Origin of the sequence: Nocardia sp. NPDC057455, assembly GCF_042802775.1 — a bacterium.
GTDB lineage: Bacteria > Actinomycetota > Actinomycetes > Mycobacteriales > Mycobacteriaceae > Nocardia.
The window spans coordinates 70,682-82,072 of record NZ_JBHVDM010000028.1; the positions used below are offsets into that span (position 1 = coordinate 70,682).

An 11,391-nucleotide genomic window follows, 5' to 3' on the forward strand; every position below is an offset into this window, starting at 1 on the left:
TACGGTTCGACAGGCAACACTGGTGTGTTGCAGCTACCTGCCGTACTGAGGCGGTGGCCGGAAGGACAGTCTAGCCGACCCGTCCACGGCGGCATGGCAGCGGATCTCGTCGTAGGCTCGACACCCGTGTGGTCGCGGCCGGGCAGGGCTATGGTTGCACGGCACGCCGAGCGGCTGCGCGGCGTGTGACGGCCGAGCCGCGGCTCGGCTCGGCCGCAATGGCGAGGGGCCCGACGGTGTCGGCTCGAACCGAGGAGGGTGTACGGCAGCTTGAGTACCCATGTTCTCCGCTGCGACGGCGCCCCCGTACCGATAGCGCTCGCGGCGCTGCCGACCACCCAGACGGCCGCCATCCCCGATTCCGCGGTGATCGATGAGCTGCTTCCCGTGCTGGCCGCCGACAGTCTGCCGCGCCTGATCGTGCTGGGCGAGGACCCCGCGCTGGCCGCGGTGCTCACCCATCTGATGCGCACCGAGCGCTTGCACGTGGAGATCGGATACGTGCCGGTCGAGAAGACCTACGGATCCCGTGCCTACCAGACCGGCACCGGCAACGCCGCCGCCAAGCGCGCCATCGACGGCCGCCCGGTCGAGACGCCGCTGGTCCGCGACGACACCGGCAAGGTGCTCGTCGGCCGAGCGGTGATCACCGGTGTCGGCGGCGAGAAGCTGGCGGGCGAAGCCTATGTCGATGACACATTGCTGTTCTCCGGACAGGTAACGGCCATGCTCGTCTCACCGTGCCTCGAACCGCCCGGTGTGCGCGCTACCGTGCGCAAACGCTTCCGCAAGCGGCGCTGGCTGGAGGGGCGAGCAGCGCAACTCGGCACGCCCGGTGCGATCGTGACCAGAGACGGCCTCCGCGCCGATCGTCCGGTGCCGCGCTCGACCTTCTACCGCCACCACGAACCATGGCTGCTGGTGCGATGAACGCCCCGTTCCCGATCGGCCGCAGGGCGCGCGCGGTCCGGCCGAGCCCGATATTCCTGCTCGTGATCGCCCTGACCGCGGTCGGCGGCGCACTGGCCTGGGACGCCGGCCTCGACTCGACCCGAGCCAAGGCAGGGGTCTTCGTCTTCGTGGTCTCCGGCTGGGTGGTATCGCTGTGCCTGCACGAATTCGCGCACGCCTACACGGCTTGGCGCGCGGGCGACCGCGAGGTCGAGTTGCGCGGCTATCTGACGCTCAACCCGCTGAAGTACAGCCATCCCCTGCTGTCGATCGTGCTGCCGATCGTGTTCATCGCACTCGGCGGGATCGGCTTGCCGGGCGGCGCGGTCTACGTGCACACGCACAATGTCGCGCCGCGCACGCAGCGGATCATCAGCGGCGCCGGGCCCGCCGTGAACGCGCTGTGCGCGGTACTGCTTCTGGTGATCGTCCGGGTCTGGGGCAGCTCCAGCAACCATCCCGCGTTCTGGTTCGGCGTGAGTTTCCTTGCGTTCCTGCAAATCACGGCGGCGCTGCTGAACCTGATCCCACTGCCCGGACTGGACGGCTACGGCATCGTCGAGCCGTCGCTGAGCTACCAGACCAGACGCTCCCTCGACCAGTTCAAGCCGTTCGGCATGCTGATCCTGTTCGCGCTGCTGTTCACCCCCGCCATCAATCAGGTGTTCTTCGACGCGGTGTACGCGCTGTTCGAACTGTCCGGCGTCCCATCGAACTGGTCGCGCTACGGCAGTTACCTGACGAGATTCTGGACCTGATCGCCGGCGCGCCCGGCCCGCGGCACATGTGCGGCGCAGGGCCGCCCGGTCAGGTCGGCCGGACGGCCCCGCTTCTTCGCCCGCTTCCGATCCGCCCCGCCTCTCGGCCGCCACACCCCATGGCCGAGAGGTCCTTTCATCCACGTGCGAAGCGGTCGACCGCGATACCCCTCGACTCGCGGTCACATCGCAAAGCTACGGCGGGAGAACGCGGGCAACGCGAGTAGCGGACTACTCGAAGATCGAACGCCCGGCGCGCCGCACCGGGCGTGGACCACGGTGCCCGGCGCGAATGTCCGAATACCGCTGAGTAGTACGGGTTCAGGCCTCGGGCCGCACGTAGGGATTCTTGACCGTCGGCGGCAGCAGGGCAATCGCCGAGATACGTTGCACGCCGCAGACCTGCATCAGGTCTACCAGCGTGGAACGCACCTGCGCGAACACGACGTGCGCCGAAAGCCCCGCACCCGCTACCAATTCCGGGCGCGCGCCCTTCGCGACCGAGCGCAGTACCCGGGCCGCCTCGGCGCGGTCGGGCTGCTCGCCGGGGTCGGCCAGCATCATCCGGCGCACCACGTCGACGGCTTGACCGAGGCGCTCCACCTCGTCGATCAAACCGGGATCGAGGATTTCGTCGTCGCGTACCAGGGTCAGCGAGCGCCGCAACAGGACTCGGGTGTTGCGGATGGCGTTGTCCAACGGGTCCGCCGTGGCCCTGACGCGTTCGAGACGGTGGCGGGAGTTCCAGTACAGCGGCGAGATCCGGCTGATCTCCCGGCCGCCTTCCAGGGTGGCGCGCAAGGAGTCGATCTGCGGCTGCGTGGCACGCATCGCGGTGAGCGCGTGGTGCAGCTTCTCCGGATCCTGTTCGAGCAGTCCGTCGGCGCAGCTGCTGATCGATCTGCCCATCACGGCGAGGATGTCCGCGGCGAGTGTCCGCGCCCTGCGCACGGGGTGCAGCGGGATCGCGGCGACCACCACCACGCCGACCAGGCCACCCACCAAGGCGTCGATCATGCGGGAGAGCCCGCCGCCCGCCGAGGGCGGGAGCAACGTCGCGACCAGCACGGCGGAACCGGCCGCCTGCACGGTGATGACCGAACCGCCGTCCAGGAACACCGCCGCGGCCATGGCGATCGCGACCACCAGCGCGATCTGCCACACGCCGGTGCCGACACGGGAGATGAACAGATCACCGATGCCGATGCCGACCGCGACGCCGACCACCAGTTCCACCGAGCGACGCAGCCGCGCGCCGAAGGAAATGCCCATCGACACCACGGCCGCCGTCGGTGCGAAGAACGGCAGCGCGTGACCGATCACGTGATGGGCGAGGAACCAGGCCAGTGCCGCGCCGACCGAACACTGGACGATCGGCAGAACCGACCGGCGCAGCCGCGCCCAGGAGGTGCGCAGCCTCGCCATACTGTTCGCGCGGGCCACGCTGACCCGGGACGTCGGGTCGAACGCACCCGTCACCCGGCCGCCACCCCTCCTCGAATCGCTCCGCGGTACTTCGATCACTACGACTCAGTCGAGGCCGAGCTCCGCGGCCGCGCGAGGGTCGCAGTCTTCCAGCAGATCGAGGCAGCGGGCGTACTCGTCGGTCTCGCCGATCACTTTGGCGGCCCTGGCCAGCGCGCCGACGCTGCGCAGGAAACCTTGATTGGGCTCGTGGCTCCACGGCACGGGACCGAAGCCCTTCCAGCCGTTGCGGCGCAGCAGGTCCAGGCCGCGGTGGTAGCCGGTGCGGGCGAACGCGTACGCGGCGACGATGTCGTGGTTGATCGCCTCGTCCTGGGCTTCGCCACGGGTCAGCGCGGCCTCGGCGAGGTGCGCCCAGGCGATCGAGGCGGCCGGGTGCTCGGCCGCGACCCGCACCGGATCGGCGTTGTCGAGCAGCGCGTCCTCGGCGTCGGGGATTTCGGGTAGCAGTACCGGTTGCGGTCCGAGCAGGTCACCGAACGAGGTCATGCGGTTCATTGTGCACCGCACGACGGTTTGCTCGACAGGCGGCTTCACTCACCCGGCGCAGGTCCGTGAACGACCTCGACCGGCTCGCCGCGCCACCGGCCGAGTTCGCGCCTGCATCCGGCTGCCTCACCTTTCGCCGCCCGAAGCAAGGCTGCGACGACTTCGTCCGGTCGCGCCCGCCGGGCAAGTGATTCGCGGGCGTACGACGAAACTTTCGTACTACTCGCGCGACCGTGCGGCGGCTTCCCCCGAGCCCCGCGCGGGCTGCGTACGGCCGTGCCCACGCGCGGCTGCCTCCGCCGCCCGTCAGCGGCATGGACTACGAACCTTCGAGTCGTGCCCGACCAGGCGGTTGCCCGACCTCCGACTTCGTGGAACGGTCGGCTCGAGCGCGTGACCTGGCAGCCGCCCGGACCGGCTCTGGGCGGCGCTGTCGCGCGCCGCCCACCATCACGATCACGACCTTCCCTGGCACGAATCCGGCGAGTAATTCGCTCGGCGCCGACTCACGGCCGATTCGCCTCCTGCTCGACGCGACCCACAGACCACCCGCCCTCCACTCGACCCACAGACCGCCCGCGCTCCGTTCAGCCCTCGGATCCGAGCCGGATTCTCGCTCGCGGGCGGCCCATCGCGCGGGCGGCTCGGCGTTCGTTCGGCTGGACGTGAACTGATGCCGGACTTCGCCGGGCCGCGACCATTAGGCTGGCCGTCGAGTTCAAACAGTTCCGCTTTGACGAGGGGTGTGCGTGTCCGACCCGAACGACGAGAAGAATCCGGCGCGGGACAGCGCCGACCCGGCCGACGCCGCCAGGGACGCACGCCCCGGTGCCGCCGCGGAACGTAACCCGGCCCCATCGGCCGCGCCCACCGAACGCATCGCGAAGGCGCAGCGGCCGAACGCCTCGCCATCGGGCACGGACCGTTCCGCCTCGGGTGCGGAGGCGTCCACGGCGGACGCGGGCAGCCGCGGGCCGGCCCCGAGCGCGCCGCGAGCCGCAGATCCGAGACAAGCACCCGCCAACCCGGGCAGCGGTCCGGCCTCGTCCAAGGACGCGAACGCGCCGTCGAACGCGGCGGGCGCGAAACCGACGAACGGCCCCGTGGGCAACGCGAACTCATCGGCCCCCGCAACGAACACGCCCGGCGGGAGACCGGTGAACGGCCCCGCAGCCAGTGCCGGCTCCCCGGCCTCCGCTTCGAGTCCGGGCGCCTCCGCACCGGTGGGCGGCCCGGCGAAGAGCGCGGGCTCCGCGCAGCAGCCCGGGGCGTCCAGCGGCACGAAGCCCGCGACACCGGACCACCGGACGAGCACTGCCGCCCGACCTGCTCCCTCGAAATCCCCGGCACCCGCGCCCGGTGGCGCGCCTTCCTACGGCCTCGCCGCCGAGGCAAAGGCTTCGTCCACGAGTCCGGCGTCGAGCCCCACCGGCAGCGCACCCAGCCCGGCGCCGCGCGGCACCGGTGAACCGAACCCCTCAGCTTCCGCGTCGTCCCAGCCGGGCCAACGCCCCGCGCAGCCACCTGTCACACAGTCCGGCAGCCAGAACACCCCGCCCGCCACCGGCTCGGCGACTTCCGGTGCGCCCGGCGCCAAGGGCACCACGCCGTCCGGACCAGCAGGTCCCGGCAGGGCGAACGCTCCGGCGGGCCAACGCCCCGCACAACCGCCCACCGCGCAGTCCAACAGCCAGAACACACCGCCTGTCTCCGGGTCGGCCGCTTCCAGCACGCCCGGCACACCCCCCTCCGGACCAGCTGGTCCGCAGTCGAACACCCCTGCGGGCCAACGCCCCGCGCAACCGCCCACCGGTCCGTCCAACAGCCGGAACGCGCCGTCCGCCGCAGGCTCGGCCGCTTCCAGCACCCCCGGCGCCAAGGGCACCGCGCCGTCCGGACCAGCAGGTCCCGGCAGGGCGAACGCCCCGGCGGGCCAACGCCCCGCACAACCGCCCACCGCGCAGTCCAGCAGCCAAACCACACCGCCTATCCAACAGGGCAACCAGAACACACCTTCTGCCTCCGGGTCGGCCGCTTCCAGCACGCCCGGCACACCCCCCTCCGGACCAGCTGGTCCGCCGTCGAACACCCCTGCGGGCCAACGCCCCGCGCAACCGCCCACCGGTCCGTCGAACAGCCGGAACGCGCCGTCCACCGCAGGCTCGGCCGCTTCCGGCGCGCCCGGCGCCAAGGGCACGGCACCTTCCGGACCGGGAGGACCCGGCAGGGCGAACGCCCCGGCGGGGAAGGACGGGGGCGAACCAGCGCGCTCCGGTACGGGCGCGTCCGCGGCGGCCTCGGCACAAGGCGCCGATGCGGAGACGGTCACGATCGATCGGACGTCCGCACCGAAGCAACCGGAGACTGGTGGCGCTTCGAAGCCCGGCCCCGCACCCAGCCAGTCGGGCGAAGCGCGCACCGTGGTGATCAAACGGGACCAGACGCCGTCCGGTCCGACGCGGAGTTCCGCGCCGGGCGTCGCCCCCGCAGCGGCGTCCACCTCGAAAGAGGCTGCGGCGCAATCGAAGCAGGGCACAACAACGCCCGAATCCGGACCGGCGGCCGCGACCGGGGCTGCGCCGCAGCCCACCGGAACGGCGCCACGGGCATCGTCCGAGACCGCAGCGGGTGATTCCACTTCGCCCGGCTCCGACGCGGACACCGCGGCGCCTCCGCAGGGCACTGAAGGCGCGACCGTCGTGATACGCAAGCCGCAGCCGCCGGCCGGACCGGCGACTCCGGCCGAGGAGTCCACCCCGGGTGATCAGCGAAATCCGCCCGGTTCGGAGGACGTGACCATGGCGATGCCGGTGGTCGGCCTGGACGACGCGAAGACCGTCGCGCTCCCCATCCAGCGCCCGGCCGACGGTGGCAGGCCGGGAACCGATCGGGTGGTCGCGCCACCGGCGGGACCGGTTCCGATCACGAAGCCTCCGAGTACGCCCCGTCCGGCTTCCGGTCCGAAGCAGCCCGGCCCGCACGGACCATCCGCGCCGCCGCAGCACGGACCCGGAGTCGAGGAGACGCGCCCGTCGCCGCAGCGCCCCCAGGGCAGGCCGCGACAGGTCGCGACGGCTCCGTCACCCGCGGACGTCCAGCAGACCGTGCCCGCGCAGTCGATGTCGGGGCCGCGCGCGCAGCAGACCCGGCCCGTCGCGCCGCCGCAGCGCATACCCGCGGCTCCGCAGGGCGCCGGGGCGTCCGCCACCACGCCCACTCGGAACAACCGCGTGCTGCTCATCGCGGGCGGCGCGGTCGTGCTGGTGGTCGCGCTCGTCGCGGTGATCGTGTCGCTCGTCACGATGTCCGGCGACGACTCCCCCGAGGCTCAGGTACGCAGCGCGATCACCAGCTACACCGACGCGCTGAAGACCGGCGACCTGGAGGCACTCCGCTCCACCACGTGCGGTCCACTGCACGACTTCTATCAGGGCATCCCGAGCGATCAGTTCGCCGGCGTGCACAAGCTGTCGATGGAGCGGAAGAACATTCCGGTGGTGGACAGCATCGACGCCATCCGCATCACCGACGCCACCGCCATCGCGCAGGCGACGGTGTACACCGAAGCCGACCCGGCGAAGCGCTCCGCACGCACCTTCGACCTGCAGCGCACCGACGACGGATGGAAGGTCTGCGACCCGCCCGGTAGCACCCAGTAACCGCTCGGCAGCGTGATAGCCGACACGCATCGATGCCGGTCGCGCGCGTCACACACACCTGGTCAATGGTCCGGTTCAGCAGTAGCATGGCCCGGATCATGAGCAGGGAACAGACGATGGCGCGGCCGGATATCGACGTCGTTCCGGTGACGCCGACCGGACAGCGATTCCGGGTGCGGGACCATTACGAGGTCGGCCGGGAGAAGGTCCGGGAGTTCGCCCGCGCGGTCCAGAACCACCACCCGGCGCATCAGCGTGAAGACGACGCACGCGCGCTCGGGTATCCGGGCATCATCGCGCCGCCGACCTTCGCCTCGGTGGTCGGGATGACCGCGACCAGGGCGCTGCTCGACGCCGTGCTCACCCAGTACGACCTCTCCCAGTTCCTGCAAACCGACCAGGTCTTCGAGATCTACCGGCCGATCCTGGCCGGCGACCGGGTGCGCAGCGAGATCGTCATCGAGTCGATCCGCCAGTTCGGGGACAACGACTTCATCGTGGTGCGCTTCTCGCTGAGCAACCAGCACGGTGAGGTCGCCATCGTCGGGTCGACCACGATCGTCGCGCGCCGCGGCGCCGAGGTCGACGCCACCCTGGACGACGTGGTCGAGAACATCATGATGCACGGGCGCCCGATCGACGCCGACGCGGCGGGAGCCGATCTCGCCCACACCGACGTGCTGGTGCCGCTGGGCGTCGGCCCGTTGGTCGAGCCGGCCGAACACTCGCGCACGGCCGTGCACACGCTGCCCGCGTTCGACCAACTCGCTCCGGGTGATCAACTCCCCGAAGGCGCCTTCCGGCTGACCCGCGGTGACCTGGCGAACTACGCGGGCGTGTCCGGCGACGCGAACCCGATTCACTTCAGCGACCACGCCGCACAGTTGGCCGGGCTGCCGACCGTGGTCGCGCACGGCATGCTGACCATGGGCTTGGCCGGTGGCTATCTCACCGCCTGGCTGGGCGATCCGACCGCCATCCAGAAATTCAGCGTGCGATTCTCCGGCTTCGTTCCGGTCGCCGCCGACGCAGCGAGCACGGTCGATTTCACCGGCCGGATCAAGTCGCTCGACCCGGCCGCGCGCACCGCGACCATCCTGCTCGGCGGCTCCTCCGAAGGGCGCAAGCTGTTCGGTCGCGCGGTGGCCGAGGTTCGGCTGCGCTAGCGCGCGCGGATCACTCGCTCACGACCGAGTGCATCAGGTAGACGTTGTAGTCATTCCAGGTCGACATGGTGAAGTAGAGGTCCGATCCCGAGGACCACGGGTGGATGAACCCGCCGTACAGCTCCGGATAGGTCAGCGCCGACACCGTCGGCGTCCCCTCCGACCACACGCCCTGCGGTGAGTCCGCCTCCCGGACGACGATGGCCGCCTTCGTCGTATCCAGATAACTCATCTGCCATACGCTCCGGGCCGCGTCGTAGCGGACCGACAGCTCACCGACGGTGCCGTCCACGATCGGCGTAGCCGAGCCGAAGCCGCCGACCGGGGTCCAGACGCCGTCCTGCCAATACTGGTAGGCGGTGGTGTTGAGCAGCTGGTCCTCCGGCACCCGAGCCAGTCCGACCGCGCCGAGGCGGGTATTGGGCGTGCCGAACATGTAGACGAAACCGCCGTGCGGGACCATCGCGCTCACTTGGAAATTCGCCACGCCGAAGATGTTGTCCCAGCGGGCGTGCGGATCCTTCGTCCAGGTCTGGCCGTGGTCGTCGGAGTAGGCGATGCCGCCGTAGTTGGTGAAGAACGTGCCGGGCAGGCTGTTCCAGGTCCGAATCGACATGTAGCTGAGGTACTGTCGCCCGCCGAGTGCGAAGCCCGAGGTGGGAATGGTGGTGACCTCGACATTGTCGAGCTTGCGGCTGGACAGCACCTCGGCCGCGTGGCAGCGGTCGTCGGTGACCATGCGGTCGAAGGTCACCCCGTCGGCGAGATCGCGGTCGGTGCTGAAGGCGAGTACGTTGCTGCGCCAATCCAGCCCCATGCCGCCCGGCGGATGGAAGCCGCGCCCGACGGTGTCGCCGAACGCGGTCGCGATCTCGCCCGGTGCGCTCTCCCACATGATGCCGAGGTCGGTACCGTCCACCTGCCACCGCTTGTCGGTGCGGTTCACCGAGTTCGCGCCGGTCAACTTCGCCACCTCGCGGGCGGGGCCCAGGCGCGGCGCGGGCCGGGCGGGTGACTGCGCCGCGGGTTCGACCGGCGGCCGCACCGGCGCGGGCGGCGGCGGCACCTGGCCGGGGTCGGGACCGGGGCCGGGGATCGCGAAGTGGAACGGCTTGGGATTCAGCAGGATCTCCGGAATTCCGAGCCGACCGGCGAGACTCGGCGGCGCGCCGGGCAGATCGGTGAGATCGGGACAGGGGCTGGCGCACGGGTCCGGCGGAAGCTCCATCCGCGTCCGCTTCGGCGCGGGGTCCGGCGCCTGTGCCGGAAGCACGGTGACCACCGGATAGGGAATCGGCACCTCCAGCGTTTTCGGCACCAGCGGCTCGTGGGTCGCCACCGGGTCGGTCGCGCACGGCCCGATCCCCGCCGGGCCGTCGGCCGCTTCCGGCGCCGCCACGGCAGGCCCATCGGCGTAACCGAGCAACCCCGTACCGACCACGATCGCACCGACGGCGGCCAGCATTCGCATCGCCATAGCAAACCTCTCGAAATCCATTGCGGACACGAACCTTGCGGAGACGAACCAGCGGAACGACACTACCCCGTTCGACTTTCGAAAACCGGCCGACCGACACGCCCAACTAAAAGGATCCCGCCACCACCGAACAACCCGCCCCATTCGAACCCACCACCGCAAGCACCCCCGGGCAGCCCGTCATACAAGAACTGCACCGAGGTTCGTAACGCGGGCAAGGCTCCGCTGTTGCGCGGACAGCCGGGCTACGCCCCGCACCTGGACCGGGACAGCGACGGAATCGCCTGCGAGTGAATCGCACCGGCGCACCGGCCGCCGCGGGAGCAGGATGGAAGGCGTGACCAAGTCAGTTCTTCGCGTGGCACCCGCGATCGGGGCGGTGCTGCTGGCGGCCGGAGCGAGTGCGCTCGGGCCGTCGGCGGCGTCCGCCGTCCCGTCCCCTGCCGTCGTGATCGCCGGACCGCACGACGACCATCCGATCCCGCACAATCGGTCCGGGCCGAAAGGCGACAGCGAGCGCCCCGAGGAATCCGATGAGCGGTCGCCGGAGATCTACACCGATTGCGACCAGGTGCGCGCGCAGGGCGCCGGGCCGCTGTATCGCGGGCAGCCCGGTTTCAACGCGCATCTGGACCGGGACGGCAACGGAATCGCCTGCGACTAGCGCAGTGCCTGGAAGGTCAGGATCGTCCCGCCGATCCGGATCTGGTCGCCGTCGGCGAGCAGCGCTCCGCTGTCGACCGGATTCTCGTTGACGAAGACGCCGTTGGCCGAATGCAGGTCTTTGATGAGCAGGCCGGCGCGGCTCGGCATGATGTGGGCGTGGTAGCGGCTGGCCCGCGGATCCTCCAGCACCAAGTCGTTGTCGGTCATCCGGCCGATGCGCAGACCACCCTGAGCGATCGCCACCACGCGACCGTCCGGCATCCGCAACTGGCCGCTGCGCACCGCGCGCGGCATCTCGGTGACCGTCTCGGTCATGGCCGCGGCCAGGCGCTCGACCTGCCGGAGTTCGACCGTGCTGAGCGGCTCCTGCCGCAGTACGCGCTGCTCCAGATCGGCCAGCGCCGGTCCAGGGTCGATGCCGAGTTCGTCGGCGAGCACGCCGCGCACCTTCCGGCACGCCTCCAGCGCGTCCGCCTGACGTCCGGACAGATACAGCGCGCTGATCAGCTGTCCCCACAGCGGTTCGCGCAGCGGGTGCTCGTTGGTCATCGCGACCAACTCGCCGATCACCGAGGACGCGCGCCCGCAGGCGATCTCGGCGTCGATCCGGGCCGAGGCGGCCAGCAGCCGCTCCTCGTCCATGGCGGTGGCGAAGCCGTCGGCGAACTGCAAACCGGCCAGATCGGCCAGCGCCCGGCCGCTCCACTCCCGCAGCGCGGTGCCGAACAACTGCGCCGCCC

Annotated in this window: 12 protein-coding genes; 6 read left to right on the forward strand and 6 right to left on the reverse strand. The window is 70.8% G+C overall.

What is annotated here, in order from left to right:
- The first annotated feature begins 270 nt into the window (after positions 1-270).
- Both ACFU5M_RS14245 and ACFU5M_RS14250 read left to right on the forward strand, forming a co-directional pair.
- Positions 271-930: a hypothetical protein gene (locus tag ACFU5M_RS14245; RefSeq protein WP_379048875.1), complete on the forward strand. Its 660-nt coding sequence runs from the start codon at positions 271-273 to the stop codon at positions 928-930.
- On the forward strand, positions 927-1,709 hold the full coding sequence (locus ACFU5M_RS14250) for a site-2 protease family protein (protein ID WP_379048876.1): 783 nt from the start codon (positions 927-929) through the stop codon (positions 1,707-1,709). The genes ACFU5M_RS14245 and ACFU5M_RS14250 overlap by 4 nt, the downstream gene beginning before the upstream one ends.
- A 321-nt stretch (positions 1,710-2,030) precedes the next feature.
- On the opposite strand, the gene ACFU5M_RS14255 is transcribed toward ACFU5M_RS14250, so the two are convergent.
- From ACFU5M_RS14255 to ACFU5M_RS14270, 4 genes are all read right to left on the reverse strand, one after another.
- Positions 2,031-3,134, reverse strand: a complete 1,104-nt coding sequence (locus ACFU5M_RS14255) for an aromatic acid exporter family protein (RefSeq protein WP_379048889.1) — start codon at positions 3,132-3,134, stop codon at positions 2,031-2,033.
- Between the two features lie 105 nt (positions 3,135-3,239).
- Positions 3,240-3,683 carry a DUF3151 domain-containing protein gene (locus ACFU5M_RS14260; protein WP_379048877.1) on the reverse strand — a complete coding sequence of 148 codons (444 nt, stop codon included), beginning with the start codon at positions 3,681-3,683 and terminating at the stop codon, positions 3,240-3,242.
- Positions 3,684-4,401: 718 nt separating this feature from the next.
- Complete coding sequence (locus ACFU5M_RS14265) at positions 4,402-4,998, reverse strand: hypothetical protein (protein WP_379048878.1); 597 nt, start codon at positions 4,996-4,998, stop codon at positions 4,402-4,404.
- 57 nt (positions 4,999-5,055) lie between these two features.
- Positions 5,056-6,183 carry a hypothetical protein gene (locus ACFU5M_RS14270; protein WP_379048879.1) on the reverse strand — a complete coding sequence of 376 codons (1,128 nt, stop codon included), beginning with the start codon at positions 6,181-6,183 and terminating at the stop codon, positions 5,056-5,058.
- Between the two features lie 199 nt (positions 6,184-6,382).
- Between ACFU5M_RS14270 and ACFU5M_RS14275 the strand changes: the two genes are divergently transcribed.
- Both ACFU5M_RS14275 and ACFU5M_RS14280 read left to right on the forward strand, forming a co-directional pair.
- Positions 6,383-7,342, forward strand: coding sequence for a hypothetical protein (locus ACFU5M_RS14275; protein WP_379048880.1), 960 nt, complete (start codon positions 6,383-6,385; stop codon positions 7,340-7,342).
- 98 nt (positions 7,343-7,440) lie between these two features.
- Entirely contained in the window at positions 7,441-8,508 is a 1,068-nt protein-coding gene (locus ACFU5M_RS14280) for a fused (3R)-hydroxyacyl-ACP dehydratase subunits HadA/HadB (protein WP_379048881.1), read from the forward strand.
- A 10-nt stretch (positions 8,509-8,518) separates the two neighbouring features.
- Here the strand turns inward: ACFU5M_RS14280 and ACFU5M_RS14285 are convergent, their stop codons facing one another.
- The gene (locus tag ACFU5M_RS14285) at positions 8,519-9,985 is read right to left on the reverse strand and encodes a DUF4185 domain-containing protein (protein ID WP_379048882.1); all 1,467 of its coding nucleotides are present in this window, start codon (positions 9,983-9,985) and stop codon (positions 8,519-8,521) included.
- A gap of 114 nt (positions 9,986-10,099) precedes the next feature.
- Here ACFU5M_RS14285 and ACFU5M_RS14290 point away from each other — a divergent pair, with 114 nt between their 5' ends.
- Both ACFU5M_RS14290 and ACFU5M_RS14295 read left to right on the forward strand, forming a co-directional pair.
- Entirely contained in the window at positions 10,100-10,279 is a 180-nt protein-coding gene (locus ACFU5M_RS14290; protein WP_379048890.1) for an excalibur calcium-binding domain-containing protein, read from the forward strand.
- A gap of 43 nt (positions 10,280-10,322) precedes the next feature.
- The gene (locus ACFU5M_RS14295) at positions 10,323-10,649 is read left to right on the forward strand and encodes an excalibur calcium-binding domain-containing protein (protein WP_379048883.1); all 327 of its coding nucleotides are present in this window, start codon (positions 10,323-10,325) and stop codon (positions 10,647-10,649) included.
- Here the strand turns inward: ACFU5M_RS14295 and ACFU5M_RS14300 are convergent.
- Positions 10,646-11,391, reverse strand: a 746-nt coding sequence (locus ACFU5M_RS14300; RefSeq protein WP_379048884.1) for a BTAD domain-containing putative transcriptional regulator, incomplete at its 5' end; no start/stop codon positions are given. The genes ACFU5M_RS14295 and ACFU5M_RS14300 overlap by 4 nt on opposite strands.

Excerpts from the sequence above, each read along its gene's own strand:
- ACFU5M_RS14250 (WP_379048876.1), top strand. The coding sequence starts at position 927 with ATGAACGCCCCGTTCCCGATCGGCCGCAGGGCGCGCGCGGTCCGGCCG.
- ACFU5M_RS14260 (WP_379048877.1), bottom strand. The coding sequence starts at position 3,683 with ATGACCTCGTTCGGTGACCTGCTCGGACCGCAACCGGTACTGCTACCC.
- ACFU5M_RS14255 (WP_379048889.1), bottom strand. The coding sequence starts at position 3,134 with ATGGCGAGGCTGCGCACCTCCTGGGCGCGGCTGCGCCGGTCGGTTCTG.
- ACFU5M_RS14280 (WP_379048881.1), top strand. The coding sequence starts at position 7,441 with ATGAGCAGGGAACAGACGATGGCGCGGCCGGATATCGACGTCGTTCCG.
- ACFU5M_RS14285 (WP_379048882.1), bottom strand. The coding sequence starts at position 9,985 with ATGGCGATGCGAATGCTGGCCGCCGTCGGTGCGATCGTGGTCGGTACG.